Annotated in this window: 11 protein-coding genes; 5 read left to right on the top strand and 6 right to left on the bottom strand. The window is 75.6% G+C overall.

Going from position 1 to position 15043, the window contains the following annotated elements; translation table 11 throughout:
* The first annotated feature begins 121 nt into the window (after positions 1-121).
* Positions 122-2200, top strand: a complete 2079-nt coding sequence (locus tag ACI784_RS15655; RefSeq protein WP_457014068.1) for a hydantoinase/oxoprolinase family protein — start codon at positions 122-124, stop codon at positions 2198-2200.
* The gene (locus ACI784_RS15660; RefSeq protein ID WP_457014069.1) at positions 2197-4101 is read left to right on the top strand and encodes a hydantoinase B/oxoprolinase family protein; all 1905 of its coding nucleotides are present in this window, start codon (positions 2197-2199) and stop codon (positions 4099-4101) included. The genes ACI784_RS15655 and ACI784_RS15660 overlap by 4 nt, the downstream gene beginning before the upstream one ends.
* 65 nt (positions 4102-4166) lie before the next feature.
* Here the strand turns inward: ACI784_RS15660 and ACI784_RS15665 are convergent, their stop codons facing one another.
* Positions 4167-5000 (bottom strand): helix-turn-helix domain-containing protein, encoded by an 834-nt coding sequence (locus tag ACI784_RS15665; RefSeq protein WP_456924217.1) that lies wholly within the window; start codon positions 4998-5000, stop codon positions 4167-4169.
* Between the two features lie 121 nt (positions 5001-5121).
* Between ACI784_RS15665 and ACI784_RS15670 the strand changes: the two genes are divergently transcribed.
* Positions 5122-5490 (top strand): nuclear transport factor 2 family protein, encoded by a 369-nt coding sequence (locus ACI784_RS15670; RefSeq protein ID WP_457014070.1) that lies wholly within the window; start codon positions 5122-5124, stop codon positions 5488-5490.
* Positions 5491-5664: 174 nt separating this feature from the next.
* Here ACI784_RS15670 and ACI784_RS15675 read toward each other — a convergent pair whose 3' ends face one another.
* Positions 5665-6150: a DnaJ family domain-containing protein gene (locus ACI784_RS15675; RefSeq protein WP_457014072.1), complete on the bottom strand. Its 486-nt coding sequence runs from the start codon at positions 6148-6150 to the stop codon at positions 5665-5667.
* A 7-nt stretch (positions 6151-6157) separates the two neighbouring features.
* Here ACI784_RS15675 and ACI784_RS15680 point away from each other — a divergent pair, with 7 nt between their 5' ends.
* Both ACI784_RS15680 and ACI784_RS15685 read left to right on the top strand, forming a co-directional pair.
* Entirely contained in the window at positions 6158-6295 is a 138-nt protein-coding gene (locus tag ACI784_RS15680; RefSeq protein WP_457014074.1) for a hypothetical protein, read from the top strand.
* A gap of 122 nt (positions 6296-6417) precedes the next feature.
* Positions 6418-7428, top strand: a complete 1011-nt coding sequence (locus ACI784_RS15685) for an ATP-dependent DNA ligase (protein WP_456924220.1) — start codon at positions 6418-6420, stop codon at positions 7426-7428.
* A 6-nt stretch (positions 7429-7434) separates the two neighbouring features.
* Here the strand turns inward: ACI784_RS15685 and ACI784_RS15690 are convergent, their stop codons facing one another.
* The 4 genes from ACI784_RS15690 to ACI784_RS15705 form a co-directional block, all read right to left on the bottom strand.
* Positions 7435-7959: a MarR family winged helix-turn-helix transcriptional regulator gene (locus ACI784_RS15690; protein WP_456924221.1), complete on the bottom strand. Its 525-nt coding sequence runs from the start codon at positions 7957-7959 to the stop codon at positions 7435-7437.
* Complete coding sequence (locus ACI784_RS15695; protein WP_457014075.1) at positions 7956-8789, bottom strand: SDR family oxidoreductase; 834 nt, start codon at positions 8787-8789, stop codon at positions 7956-7958. The genes ACI784_RS15690 and ACI784_RS15695 overlap by 4 nt, the downstream gene beginning before the upstream one ends.
* A 48-nt stretch (positions 8790-8837) precedes the next feature.
* Complete coding sequence (locus ACI784_RS15700; protein WP_457014076.1) at positions 8838-9830, bottom strand: anti-sigma factor RsbA family regulatory protein; 993 nt, start codon at positions 9828-9830, stop codon at positions 8838-8840.
* Positions 9831-9931: 101 nt separating this feature from the next.
* Entirely contained in the window at positions 9932-15037 is a 5106-nt protein-coding gene (locus ACI784_RS15705; RefSeq protein ID WP_457014077.1) for a SpoIIE family protein phosphatase, read from the bottom strand.
* Positions 15038-15043 lie beyond the last annotated feature (6 nt).

A 15043-nucleotide genomic window follows, 5' to 3' on the forward strand; every position in this document is an offset into this window, starting at 1 on the left:
CCGTCCACGCTGTGTGCACACACCGTCGTGCCGGCCGCCTCGGGGCCACGATGCGTGCACAGATCGTGAAGTGGCAGCCGGACCTTCCGCCAGGCGGTATCTCAGCGCTAAGGTATCTGCCATGAGTGCGCCACCCCGCCGGGTCCGCATCGGCATCGACACCGGGGGGACGTTCACCGACGTCGTCGCGGTGGACGAGGAGACCGGTCAGACCACCACCACCAAGACGCCGTCCACGCCCGCCGACCCCGCCGAGGGCTTCCTCAACGGCGTCCGCAAGGTGCTGGACCTGATGGACCTGTCCGGCGAGGCGGTCACCGCCGTCAGCCACGGCACGACGGTCGCCACGAACCAGCTGCTCGAGGGCAAGCTCGACCGGATCGGGTTCGTCACCACCGAGGGCTACGAGTCGGTGCTGGAGATCGCCCGGCAGTCGGTGCCCGACGGGTACGGCAACAGCTACTTCTGGGTCAAGCCGCCGCGGATCGTGCCGGCCGACCTGGTGCGGACCGTCCGCGGCCGCCTCGACCACACGGGCGAGGAGGTCCGCCCGTTCGACGAGGACGACGCCCGCGCCGCGGCCCGCTTCTTCAAGGACGCCGGCATCACCACCCTCGGCGTCTGCTTCCTGCACGCCTATGCCAACGACGCCCACGAGCGCCGCATGCTCGAGGTCATCCGCGAGGAGCACCCCGGCGCCGTCGTCTCGCTGTCGAGCGAGGTGCTGCGCGAGTACCGCGAGTACGAGCGCTCGGTCACCACGCTGGTCGACGCCGCCGTGAAGCCCAAGGTCGGTGCGTACGTCACCAACATCCGCACCCGCCTGGACGAGATCGCCCCCGGCGTGCCGTTCTACGTGATGAAGAGCAACGGCGGCGTGCTCAGCGCCGCCGAGGTCGTGCACCAGCCGATCACCACGATGCTGTCCGGCCCCGCGGCCGGCGCCCTGGGTGCGGCGCTCATCGCCGGCACCGCCGGGTTCGACCGGGTGCTCACCTGCGACGGCGGTGGCACCTCCACCGACGTCACCGTGGTCATCGACGGCGAGCCGACGCTGACCACCGAGGGCTCGGTCGGCGAGTACCCGTCGAAGATCCCGATGATCGACGTCGTCACCGTCGGCGCGGGCGGCGGCTCGATCGCCTGGCTCTCGCCCGAGGGCACGCTCAAGGTCGGCCCCAAGTCGGCCGGCGCGGACCCCGGCCCCATGTGCTACCCGAACGGCGGCGACCAGCCCACCGTCACCGACGCGCACGTCACGCTCGGCCGGATCCCCCCGCACCTGCTGGGCGGCGAGATCCCGCTGTCGGTGGACGCCGCCCGCGACGGGCTGGAGCAGCTCGGCGCGAAGCTGGACCTGTCACTCGAGAAGACGGCCACCGGCATCCTCGAGATCTCCGCGTGGAACCAGGCCAACGCGCTGCGCCAGGTCACCGTCGCCCGCGGCCTCGACGTCCGCGACTTCACGCTGACCACGTTCGGCGGCTCCGGCTCGCTGCTGGCCTGCCGGCTCATGGACATCCTCAACCTGCCGCGCACCCTCGTGCCGCCGAACCCGGGCAACGTCAGCGCGTTCGGGCTGCTCACCGTGGACGTCCGCAACGACTACGTGCAGACGGTGGTCAGCCGGCACGCCGACCTCGACCTCGCCCGCGTGCAGGGCGTCTACGCCGACCTCGAGGGCCAGGCCCAGGTGGCGCTGGACGGCGAGGGCTTCGGCCGCGACCAGCAGCGGATGCAGCGCACCGCCGACCTGCGCTACGTCGGGCAGGCGTTCGAGGTGCGGGTGCCGGTGGCCGACGGCGAGCTGGACGCCGACGCCGCCGAGGCGGTCGCCCAGGCCTTCCACGCCGCCCACCGGCAGCTCTACGGCTACGACTTCGCCGACGACCCCCGCCAGGCCGTCGAGTGGGTCAACCTGCGGGTGAGCGGGATCGGGCCGATCCGCCGTCCGGACATGGTGGAGCTCGCCCCGAAGGACGGCGGGACGGACCGGGCCGTCACGGGCTCGCGGCGGGTGTTCTTCGACGACTGGGTGGACACCCCGACCTACAACCGGCCCGACCTCGGCCCCGGGGACGTCGTGACGGGCCCGGCGATCATCGAGGAGTTCGGCTCGACGGTGCCGGTGCACCCGGGCTTCCTCGCCACCGTGGACGCCCACGGCAACCTGCTGCTCACCAAGGAGGACGTGCGATGAAGGGCCAAAATGGCCATTTTGGCCCTGACGGGACGCTCACGGACGGCAAGGTCGCCGCGGACCCCGTGCTCGTCGAGATCGTGGCCGGCACGCTGGCCGCGATCGAGAAGGAGGTCGAGACCTCCATCGGCCGCACCTCCCGCTCGCCGATGATCCGCGACGCCCACGACTTCCGCGCCGGCATCCACGACCGCCAGCTGCGCAAGCTCACCGGCCGCTCGTACTCGGCGCTGGTGCACCCGGTGGTGCGCGACTACCCGATCGACGAGATGAACGTCGGCGACGTCTTCTTCCACAACGACGTCTACCTGTCCGAAGGCGGGATCGGCCACCTGCCCGACCTGTGCGTCACCGTGCCGGTCTTCGCCGAGGTGGAGGGCCGCGCGCAGGTGGTCGCCTTCATCCAGGCGTTCGGCCACCACGACGACATCGGCGGCGCGGTGCCCGGCTCCATGCCGTCGGCGGCGACCAGCGTGTACGAGGAGGGCCTGATGGTCCCCCCGATCAAGCTGTGGGACCGCGGCGTGCCCAACGAGTCGGCGCTGAAGATCATGACCCGCAACTCGCGGATGCCCGACTCGCTGGCCGCCGACCTCGACGCCGAGTGCTCCGCCTGCCTGGCCGGTGCCCGCCGGCTCGGTGAGCTGTTCGACCGGTACGGGGTCGAGGCGGTCGAGGCGTGCTTCGACGCGATCCTGGCCAACTCCACCGAGGTCTACCGGCGCGAGATCCTCTCCCAGATCCCCGACGGCACCTACGTCTGGGAGGACTACGCCGAGCACGACGGCGTGGAGGAACCGCAGCTGCACCGCCAGCGGATCACGCTGACCATGGACTCCTCGAAGGAGACCCCGCTGGTCATCGACTTCACCGGCACCGGCCCGCAGGCGAAGGGGCCGATCAACCACTGCGGCGACTACGCCGACGGCAACTTCCTCAAGAAGTGGCTCGCGCCGATCCTGCGCAACCTGGCCGAGACGCCCGAGCGCATGGCCGAGCTGGACGTCAACGAGGGCGTCGTCCCGCTGATCGAGATGCGGTTCCCCGAGAAGGGCACGCTGCTCACCCCGATCTTCCCGGCGCCGACCAACGCCCGGACCTTCGTCATCCTGCGGCTGCTCGGCGTCCTCGCCGGCGTGCTGGCCAAGGCGACCGGCGGCCGGATGCCCGCCGACCAGGAGACGATCCGCTACACCGGCGTCTACGGCACCGACCACGAGGGCCAGCCCTACCTGATGCGCGAGGTGCTGGGCGGCGGCTCGGGCGGGCGGTACTACGCCGACGGCGAGGACACCATCCACGTCGTCCCGGACTCGCGGAACCTGCCCACGGAGTTCACCGAGGGCCGCTTCCCGCTGCGGGTCGAGCGGCTCGGGCTGGCGATGGACTCCGGCGGCCCCGGCCGCTACCGCGGTGGCTGCGGGTACGAGAAGCACATCCGGGTGCTGCGCGACGCGCACTTCATGTCGATCGCCGACCGCTCGATCCTCGCCTGCTGGGGCGTCAAGGGCGGCAAGGCCGGCCGGCCGTTCCAGATCACCGTCGACCCGGGCGGCCCCGACGAGCACGACGTCGACGCGCTGGCCGACGCCGAGCCGCTGAAGGCCGGCACCGTCGTCCGCATCCGGACGACGGGCGGCGGCGGCTGGGGCGACCCGCTGGACCGGCCGGTGGACGAGGTCCTGCGGGACATCGCCTGGCGGAAGGTGTCGGTGACCGGGGCACGGGAGGACTACGGCGTGGTCGTCCTGGAGTCCGGTGAGGCCGACCTGGCCGCGACGTCGGCGCTGCGCGAGCAGCTGCGGGCCGCCCGCACCGGCGAGGAGCCCTTCTTCGACCGCGGCCCCGGCTACGCCACCCTCTCCGGCGGCGCGGCGTTCAACGAGTTCGACGTCCTGTAGAGAAAGGACCCCGTCCTCCTCACCGCTCGCACGCTCGCGGCGAGCCTCTGGACGGGGCCGCGCGATCACGGCGCGGGAACCACTCCCCGGTCGTCCGGGACGGTTCCCGCGCCATGTTCGTCTCGGGATCGGTGCAGCACCTCGGCGGTGTGCGCGTCGGCGGGCAGGAACGCCTCGACCGACAGCTCGGCCGCGGTGAGGTCGACCGCGGTGCCGAACGTGGTCACGGTGCTCAGGAACGACAGCACGTCGTCCCCGTGCCGGATCCGCAGCGGGACGGCGATCCCGTCCGGCGGCCGCCGGTCGGACCCGCCGGGCAGCGCCGCCAGCTCCCGGTGCAGCGCAGCCAGCCCCGGGTCGGCGGTGAGGTGCGCCTCGCGGGCCAGCCGGGTGAGCAGGGCGGTGCGCCACTGCGGCAGGTTGAGGATCCGCGGCGCCAGCCCGCGCGGGTGCAGGCCCAGCCGGAGCACGTTCACCGGCGGCTCGAGCAGCGCCGGGTCGGCGCCCGCGGTGAGGAGCGCCAGGCTGCGGTTGCCGGCCACCAGCTGCCAGGCCCGGTCCACGACCACGGCGGGGTACGGCTCGTAGGCGGCCAGCACGTGGTCCAGCGCCGTCCGGACGGCGGCCATGTCGGGGTCCTCCAGCCGCCGGCGCCCGTAGACCGGTGCGTACCCGGCGGCCAACAGCAGCTCGTTGCGCTCCCGCAGCGGCACCTCCAGCTGCTCGGCCAGGTGCAGGACCATCTCCCGGCTCGGCCGCGCCCGGCCGGTCTCGACGAAGCTCAGGTGCCGGGTGGAGACCCCGGCGTCACTGGCCAGATCCAGCTGGCTGAGCCGGCGCCGCTGCCGCCAGTCGCGCAGCAGCGCCCCCACGGGAGCCCGGGTCTCGACGGCGGTCACGGTCCCGACGCTAGCGACCGAGCCCCTCCGCGTCGCTTACCTCGCAGGTAATCGACCGGCCGCGCGACCGGGGCCAGCGTGGACGTCGTTCCGCAACCGACCGATCGAGAGGACGACGACCATGACCGCCACCCCGCAGCTCGCCGAGCGCTACCTCGCCGCCTGGAACACCACCGACCCCGCCGCCCGCCGCGCCGCGGTCGCCGAGGTGTTCACCGAGGACGCCCGCTACACCGACCCGCTGGCCGACGTCACCGGGCGGGACGCCATCGAGGCGACCATCGCCGCCGTCCAGCAGCAGTTCCCCGGCTTCGAGTTCCGCCTCGCCGGCCCGGTCGACGCCCACCACGACCAGCTGCGTTTCACGTGGATCCTCGGGCCCGAGGGGCAGGACGCCCCGATCGCCGGGTTCGACGTCGCGGTGACCGACGGCGACGGCCGGATCGCGACGGTGCTGGGCTTCCTCGACCGGGTCCCCGCCGCGGTCTGACCGGTCGCGGTCTGACCACCCACCAGTCGGCCGACCATCGGTTGACCGCCCCCCGAGATCGGCGGTCTCGTCGGGTTCCCACCCCGGGAAGCCACGAGATCGCCGATCTCGTCGAGGCTCCACCCCGGGAGCTGCCCACCGCGGTGTGGGCGCTGTCGTAGAGGTCCTGGCCGGTCAGGCGGCCCCGCGTCGCCGCCACCAGCGGCGCCGGCGCTCCGGCGAGGGTGCCGGCTCCGGCGGCGGCGCGGGCGGGGGGCGGGTGGCCCGCCAGTGCTCGACCAGCGCGTCGACGTCGGCGAGCCCCGGGACCGGCGCCCACCGGCTCTCCTGCGGACGGCGCCAGAAGGCCTCGACCCGGGCGTTGTAGTCCTCGGCCAGGGCCCGGACGGCGCTCTCCGACTCCAGGCCTCGCGCCCGGGCCGGCAGCTCGTCCCGCTCCCGGCGCAGCGCCAGCCCCGGCGGCAGCATCGCGCCGGTGTCCACGCCCTCACGGCGGGCCTTGGCCACCGCCCAGTCGTAGGCGGTCTCCTCGCGGTCCCGGCGGGGCAGCGGCTTGCCGGCACCGGCGAGGCCCTCGAAGTCACCGCGGGCCAGGCCGCGGCTGATCTGCGACTCCACCCAGGACTCGAACGACATCCCGGTCGGCTTGCGCTCGGTCATCGCCCCCATGGTCCACCCGGGCGGAACGACCGGTCACCTCGTCCTCGATGCACCGCTGCACCGCGCCGGCACGACGATGTACACCGCCGAGCGACAGGGCGAGGACGCCTGCGTGCTGGCCGGCGGTGACCCGATCGTGACTTGACCCCGCGGCCGGGATCGTGCGTCCTGCCCGGTCCCTCGCGGAGGGTGGCGACCTGCCACGAAGGGGTGAAGCGGCAGCTCAGCGCGCTGCGGGACGGCCCCGGACGCCCCAGGCTGGCCGACGTGCCGCTGTCCGTGCCCGGGTTGCCCGACGTGCCACCCGAGCTCGCCGGCCCGGTCGCGGTGGAGCTGGCCAAGCCCGTCCGGGACCTCCCGCGGCCCGACGCGCTTCCCGGCGGCGTCCTCTACGAGCCCAAGTGGGACGGCTACCGGCTGGTCGTCGTCCGCACGGGCGGCACCACCCGGGTGTGGTCGAAGCAGGGCCGAGACCTCACCGACCGCTTTCCCGACGTCGTGTCCGCCGCCGTCGCCCAGGTGCCGCCGGGCACGGTCGTCGACGGCGAGGTCGTCGTCTGGAACGGCACCCGGCTGGACTTCGGGCTGCTGCAACGCCGCCTGGTCACCCCACCGGGCCGCATCGGCGCCCTCGTCGCGACCGCTCCCGCCTCCTACGTCGCCTTCGACCTGCTCGCCCTCGGCGGCGCGGACCTGCGGGCGCGCCGCCTGCGCGAGCGGCGGGCCGCGCTGGAGGAGCTCGCGGCGCGCTGGGCGCCGCCGATGCAGCTCTCCCCCGTCACCACCGACCCCGCCGAGGCCCGGCAGTGGTCCACCGACTGGCGCCCGGCCGGCGTCGAGGGGCTGGTCGCCAAGGGCGCCGGCACCCGGTACGCGCCCGGCCGCCGCGAGTGGGTCAAGGTCAAGTCCTGGGAGACGACCGAGGTGCTGGCCGGTGGCGTCATCGGCCCCCTCGAGCGGCCCAGCCAGCTCGTGGCCGGCCGCTACCGCGACGGCGAGCTGGTCGTGGTGGGGCGCACCAGCCCGCTGTCCCCCGCGCACGCAGCCGAGCTGGCCGCCGTCCTGCGCCCCGCCGGCGACGACCACCCCTGGCCGGACCGGATCGGCACCGGCCGCTTCGGCGGCGGCCGGCTGTCGGTGCCACTCACCCGGGTGGAGCCCGACGTCGTCGTGGAGGTCAGCGCGGACGCCGCGCTGCAGGCCGGCGTCTTCCGCCACCCGCTGCGCTACGTGCGGGTCCGCGCGGACCTGCTGCCCGGGGACGTCCCCGGGATCTGACCCGCCTCAGGGCTGCTGGGGCGTGCGGCCCAGCGCCACCAGGAGGCGGCGCAGCAGGTCGGCCAGCAGCTCGCGGTCGGCGCCGGAGAGCCCCTCGAGCAGCCGGCGCTCGGTCTCCAGGTGGTCGGGCAGGGCGGCGTCCAGCGCGGCGCGGCCGGCTTCGGTCAGCGTGACGACGACGGCCCGCCCGTCGGCCTCGCTGCGCTCCCGGGTGATCAGCCCCTTCTCCTCCAGCCGGTCCAGCCGCTGCGTGATCGCCCCGGAGGTGACCAGGGCCGTGCGCATCAGCGCGGTCGGCGTCAGCTGGTACGGCTCGCCGGCGCGGCGCAGGGCGGCCAGCACGTCGAAGGACGGCGCGTCGAGGCCGTGGCGGGCGAAGGTGGCCCGCTGCGCGAGGAACACCTCCCGCTGCAGCTGGGTGATCCGGCCGATCACGCCCATCGGCGCGCAGTCGAGGTCGGGGCGCTCGCGGGCCCACTGGGTGAGGATCAGGTCGACGGCGTCCTGCGCCGGGCGCGCGCCGCCGCTCATGCCGGCAGCGCCACGTCGGCCAGGTGGTCGGCGTAGCCGCGTGGCGGGCGGCCCAGCAGCGCGGTCAGCACCCGGGGGCTGCCGGCGAAGCCGTGCGCCCGGTAGTGGTCGAACATCAGGCGCCGGCAACGCCCGGCGTAGGCCTCCGGCACCTCGCCCCGGGGGACGACGTCGTCGGCGACCACCTCGCGGCCGAGCCACTCCCCCACGAGCTCGGCAATCCGGGGCGCGGTGAGGGGCTCGGGCCCGGCCGCCTCGAAGGTGCCGCCGTCCAGGCCGTCCTCGGTGAGCAGCACGGCGGCGGCCTGGGCGACGTCGGCGAGGTCGACCAGCGACTGCCCGGTGCGCAGGCCCCAGGTGCTGCGCAGCCGGCCGGTGCGGGCCGCCTCGGCCACCTGCTCGTCGAGGTTCTGCGCGTAGGCGCACGGCTGCAGCACCCGCCAGGCCAGGCCGGCGGTGTCGAGGGCCTGCTCGGCGCGGTCCTTGGCGGCGTGGTGGGGCATCGTGCGCGCCTGCGGCCGCAGCACCGAGTGGTAGACCACGCGGGGGACGCCGGCCCGCCGCGCCTCGCCGAACAGCGCCCGGGCCCCCTCGGCCTCGTCGGGGTCGAAGTTGGGCCAGATCAGGTAGAACGCGTCGGCCCCGGCCAGGACGTCGGCCCACGGCAGCGGCTGGGTGAGCTCGGCGACGACCACCTCGGCCCCGAGGGCGTCGAGTTCGGGGCGGGGGCGGGGCCCGGAGACGACCGCGCGCACCTGCTCGCCGCGCTCGCGGAGGGCGCGGACCACGGCGGTGCCGGTCTGCCCGCCCGCCGCCGTCACCACGATCACACCGGTACCTCAGCAGTGAGGTATCGCGGCGTCAAGACCGGTGCACCCTCAGTGCAGCCGGGTGCTGAGGCGGACGGTGAAGCCGGTGGGACCGGGCAGCAGGTCGACGCCGTCCCACAGCTTGCGCGCCAGCCACAGCCCCATGCCGCCGCGGCCGAGGTCGTCCCCGTGGGCGGGCTGGAAGCCGGCCAGCGGGTCGTCGAAGGTCTTCCCGGCGTCGGTGATGGCGCACACGATGCGGCGGCCGTCGCTCCAGATCCGCGCGGACACCGGCCGCCGGCCGTGGCGGAACGCGTTGGCGGCGACCTCGCTGGTGGCCAGGTGGAGGTCCTCCCGCTGCTCGACGTCGGGGACCGCGACGGCCAGCACGTCGCCGATCCGGTGGCGCAACCCGGCGAGGGTGGGGGCGTCGTCGACGACGAGCAGCGGCGGGGTGTCCTCGACAGGCTCGTGCGGCGCGGGGAGGCCCGCGATGTAGGCCGCCGGGTCCTGGAAGGCGGGGTTGGGTGCCCAGGTCCCCCCACGGACGAGCGTGTCGTGGGTGGCCGTGGCGCTGTCGACCACCTGGGGCGGCAGCCGTCGCCGGTCGTACAGGCACACCGAGGTGAGCGCGCTGTCGGCCAGGATCCGGTTGGCCGCCGACTCGAACCGCTGCCCCTCGCGCCAGCCGGCCGGATCCTCCCCGAAGTCGACCTCCGAGAGCACCCGCAGCCGGCCCGTCCGGTGTGCCGCCGCCCGCGCCGCCTGGCTGCGGAGCAGGCTGATGGCATCGGGAGCGCGCGCGCCGAGCAGGGTCAGCCCGGGGTCGTTGTCCAGGGCCAGCCCGCGCTCCCCCAGCGCCCCGCAGACCAGGGCCGCCGTCTCCGGTGGGCAGGCCAGCCCGACCAGGTCACCGGCGCGCAGCCCGTCGTCCAGGAAGGGCAGCGCGGTGGCGAGCAGGTCGGCCGGGCCGTCCACGATCGCGGCCGCGTGGCGGAGACCGGTGGCGGGGGCGACGTCGGCCGCGGGCAGCGCGGCCCCCTCGTCTACCCCTCGGTGCACGGTCCCCGACCTCTCCCTGGCCGGGGAACTCCGGCCGACAGCTCCGACATCCTGGTACACGCGGGCCGGGTCCCCGCCACCGGGGAGGGCTGTGCGCGCCGTCACGAGGACGGCGGCACGGCTGTTCCGGTGGTCTGTACCCCCACCCCGGCCAGCTCGAGTATGCGGGCCGGGGCGGTGCCCTCGCTCGTCCGGACGCGGAGCCCGACGCCCGCATCACCCGCACGGGCGAGGGCCTCCAGCACCATGCCCACCCCCGCGCTGGCGAGGTAGGTGGTGGGCCCCAGGTCGAGGACCGCCGAGGAGCCGGGTGGCAGCCGGTCGACGCAGCGCAGCAGCTCCTCGCGCACCGGACCGGTGGTGGCGAGGTCGAGCTCGCCCAGCACCTCCAGGCGCACCTCGGCCGCGCCGTCGTGGACCCGCAGCTGCGCGACGCCGCCGTCCTCGGGCGGGTGGGACCGCTGGCGGGGGACGAACCCGCCCACGCCGGCGGAGGCGACCCGGAACCGGACGGTGGTGCCGGAGGGGCCGTGGCCGATCTCGACGTCGGTGCCGAGGGCGTGGATGAGGTCCAACCCGCGCCCGCGGTAGCCCTTGTCCGCCGGCGGCGGCCGCCACGCGCCGGAGTCGTGGACCTCCACCCGGATACCGCCGTCAGCGTCCCGGGCGAGCCGGTAGGAGCACTCCCCCGCCCCGTCGCCGGCCGTCGTGTACGCGTGCTCGACGGCGTTGGCCAGGGCCTCGCCCAGCGCCAGCTGCAGGTCCTCGGCGATCTCCTCGGGCACCCCCGCGGTCGCCGTCCACGCCGCGACGGCCCGCCGGACGCCCGCCAGCCGCGCCGGGTCGGCCGGCAGCCGCGCCGCCAACGGCGGGGGCAGCACGCGGGCGGCGATCACGGCGACGTCGTCGGGCTGGTCGGTGTCGGCCAGGACGTCGTCCAGCAGCCGGGTGGTCAGCCGCACCGGGTCCGCCGCGGCGTGCCGGGCGGCGGCGGCGCGGACCCGGTCCAGGCCCTCGTCCAGCACCTCGCCCCGCCGCTCCACCAGCCCGTCGGTGTAGAGCAGCAGCGTCGCGCCGGGCGGGACCTCCGTGGTGCCCTCGCGGTAGGGCGGGCGGCCCGGGGCGCCGAGCACCGCGCCGGACCCGGCGCCGTCCAGGAACCGGCTGCCGCCGGGGGTCAGCAGCAGGGGCGGCAGGTGGCCGGCCCGGGCCCACCGGACCGTGCCGGCGGCGGGGTCGACGACCAGGCAGGCCGCGGTCGAGGCCAGCGCGCCCGGCAGGCGGGCGGCGAAGCGGTCCAGCAGCTCCAGCGCCTCGGCCGGCGTGCAGCCCTGGAGCAGGGCGGTCGACAGCGCGCTGCGCAGCTGTCCCATGACGGCCGCCGCGGCCGGCCCCTGGCCGACGACGTCGCCGACCGCGATCGCCACGCGCCCGTCCGGCAGCTCGACGACGTCGTACCAGTCGCCGCCGGCCTGGGCCCCCTCGGCGCCGGGGAGGTAGTGCGCCGCCAGCGCCAGCCGGTCCAGCCGCGGCAGCTCGGCCGGCAGGAGGCTCAGCTGCAGCGTCTCGGCGATGCCCCGCTCGGCACGGAACAGCCGGGCGCGGTCCAGCGCCTGGGCGCACTGCTCGGCGACGGCCAGCAGCATGGCGCGGTCGACCGGGGAGAAGCGCTGCACGGTGGGCCAGGCGACGGCGAGGACGCCGACCACCCGGCCGGCGACGACCAGCGGGATGCCCACGTTCGCGGCCAGCCCGTAGGCCTGCAACGACTCCGCGAGCTCCGGCGGCAGCGCGCGGCCCGCCGCGGGCAGGACGGCGACGTCCTCGATCCAGATGGAGCGGCGCTCGGTGACCGCGGCGGTGGCGACCAGCGGGGCCGACAGCGGCAGGCTGCTCCACCGGCGGCGCCCCTCCTCGCTGCCGCCGCTGATCGCCAGCGCCGACAGCCCGCGGTGGGAACCGTCGAGCTCGTAGACGGCGACCCGGCTGTCCGGGCCGGTGAGGGCCCGCACGTGGCCGGCGGCGGCCGTGGCGACCTCGACGGGCGTGGTCGCCGCCGACAGCTCCGCGGTGGCCCGGTGCAGCAGCGCCAGCCGGTGCGCGGCGGCGCGCTCGTCGGCCAGCAGCATGGCGTTGTCCACGGCGAGGGCGGCGCGGGCGGCGATCTCCTCCAGCAGCGCCCGGTCGTCCTCGGTGTAGGCCGGCGCGTCGCCCCGCCGGCCCAGCGCGAGGACGGCGAGGACGCGGCCGCGCACCGTGAGGGGGAGCGCGAGCACCGAGGCGACCGCGAGCGGCGGCGCGACCGCCGGGTGGTCCTCGCCCAGGTCGGTGGCGCCGGCCAGGGCCGCGTGCACGACCGACCGCCCGAGCCGCGCGACCTCCGGCCCGACGCCGACGTCGGGGTCCAGCTCGGCCAGCGCGGCCTCGGTGGTGGCGTCCAAGCCGGCGATGCCGGCCCAGCGCAGCCGGCCGTCCTCGCCGACCAGCCGCACGGTGCACAGGTCGGCCAGCCGGCTGGTCACGACCAGCCGGGCCAGCGCGGCGACCTGCCCGTCGACCGTGGTCTCCCGGTCCATGGCGGCCCCGACGTCGGCCAGCAGCGTCTGGCGCTCGGTCTCCCGGATGCGCGCGTTGACGTCGGTGCAGCTGCCGACGTGGCCCGCGGGGGTGTCGCCGGTGCCGATCGGCGCCGCCCGCTCCAGCAGCCAGTGGTAGGCGCCGTCGGCCCGCCGGAGCCGGAACTCCACCTCCCAGCCCTCCCGGCGCTCGCGGGCCTCGGCCACGGCGGCGGCGTACCGGTCGCGGTCCTCCGGGTGCAGCCGGTCGGTCCAGCCCTCGCCCAGCTCCTCCCGCGCCGGCCGGCCGGTGAACTGCGTCCAGCCGCGGTTGACGAACGTCCGCCGTCCCTCCGCGTCGGCCAGCCAGATCAGGGCCGGGGCGAGGTCGGCCATCGCGGTGAACCGCTCCTCGGCGGCCCGGCGGGCCTGACCCAGGTGCAGGTGGGCGTCGACGCGGGCGACCAGCTCCTGCGCGGAGAACGGCTTGACCAGGTAGTCGTCGGCGCCGGCGGCCAGCCCCTCGACCGCCGCCTCCTCCCCGGCCCGTGCGGACAGCAGGACCACCGGCACCCGCGCCGTCCGGGGGTCGGCGCGCAGGGCGGCCAGCAGCCCGACGCCGTCCAGCTCCGGCATCATCACGTCGCTGACGACGAGGTCCGGCGGGTCGGCGAGGGCCGCCTCCAGCGCCTGACGGCCGTCGCCGACCGCCCGGACGGCGTAGCGCGGGGCCAGCAGCCGCACCACGTAGGCGCGCATGTCGGCGTTGTCGTCGGCGACCAGCACGCGGCCGGCCGCGGTCCGGGCCGGCTCCGGCGCCGTCTCGTCGTCCTCGTCGGGCAGCCAGCGCAGGGCCTCGGTGACGAACGGTGCGGCGGCCGGCGACCCCGCGGGGGCCTCGGGCGCCGGGTCGGCCAGGCGGTCGGTGGGCAGGTGCGCGGTGCCGAACGGCATCGTCACGGTGAACGTCGTCCCGACGCCCGGGGTGCTGTCGACGTCGATGCTGCCGCCGTGCAGCGCCACCAGCTCGCGGACCATGGCCAGGCCGATGCCGCTGCCCTCACCCGAGCGGCCGCGGGCGTCCGCGACGCGGTGGAAACGCTCGAAGAGCCGGGGCAGCTCCTCGGGCGGGATGCCGGTGCCGGTGTCGCTCACGGTGAGCCGCACCGCCCCGCCGTCGCGCCGGACCCGCACGGCGATGCCGCCGGTGAAGGTGAACTTCAGCGCGTTGGAGAGGAGGTTGAGGACGACCTTCTCCCACATGTCCCGGTCGACGTGCACCGGTTCCTGCAGGGGCGGGCAGTCGACGGTGAACTCCAGCCCGGCGCGGGTGACCGCCGAGCGGAACACGCTGGCCAGCTCGGCGGTCGCGACGGCGAGGTCGACCGGCTCGAAGCGGGCGTCGATGCGCCCGGCCTGGATGCGGGAGAAGTCCAGCAGGGTGTTGACCAGCCGGCCCAGCCGCAGCGCGTTGCGCTCGATGACCTCGAGCTCCTCGCGGATGCGGGGGTCGGCCTGGGCCGCCGGGTTGCCCCGCAGCTCGGCGACCGGCCCGGCGATGAGCGTCAGCGGGGTGCGGAACTCGTGGCTGACGTTGCTGAAGAAGTCGGTCTTGGCGCGGTCGAGCTCGGCCAGCGACTCCGCCCGGCTGCGCTCGGCCTCGTAGCTGCCGGCGTTGAGCAGACCGGAGGCGAGCTGGTTGCCCACGAGCTCGATGAACCCGCGGTAGCGGTCGTCGTAGCGCCGGTGCGGGTTGAGGCCGGCGACGAGGAATCCCGACACCGGCCCGGCGTCGTGGGCCGAGGAGGCGATCGGGACGGCGACGGCCTCGCTCGGCGGTCGCCGCCAGGCACCGGTGGGCAGGCCGGGGAAGCGCCGGTCGAGGTCCCGCACGAGCACGTGCTCACCGGCAAGGACGCGGTCCAGCGGCCACACGTCGTCCCCCGGCGCGATGACCTCGGGGGCCGCCGGCGAGCCCCCGTCGATCCCGGAGGCGCAGCCGAGCCGGGCGGTGCCGGTCGGGTCGAACAGGTAGGTGAGGCTGAACGGCAGGTCGGCGGAGTCCCGGCCCAGCTGCTCGCAGGCGGCGGCGAGGACGTCGTCCCGCGTGCGGGCGGTCGCGATGGCCGCGGCGAGGTCCCGGAGGGCGGTCATGCGGCGTTCGCCGACCACGCGCTCGGTGTTCTCGGTGACCACGCAGAGCATCCCGCGGGCGCGGCCCTCGGCGTCGTCGATCGGGCTGTAGGAGAAGGTGTGGTACGTCTCCTCCGGGTACCCGCTGCGCTCCAGGAAGAGCAGCAGGTCCTCGTCCCACGTGGCGACGCCGGTGTCGAGCACCGACCGGATGCGCGGCCCGATGTCGTGCCAGATCTCCGACCACATCTCGTTCGCCGGGCGGCCCAGCGCCCACGGGTGCTTGGCCTGGAGCGTGTCGTGCTTGTAGGCGTCGTTGTAGAAGGTCGTCAGCTCGGGGCCGTAGGCGGCCCACATGGGGAACCGTGACGTCAGCACGATGCGGACGACGTTGCGCAGCTCGGACGGCCAGCCCTCGGGCGAGCCGAGCGGGGTCTGCGTCCAGTCCCGCGCGGCCATCGCCCGGCCGACCTCGCCGCCACCGGCGAACAGCGACCAGCCGGGCTCGTGCTCGGTCACCGTGCG

The organism is Geodermatophilus sp. SYSU D01186, assembly GCF_054050215.1.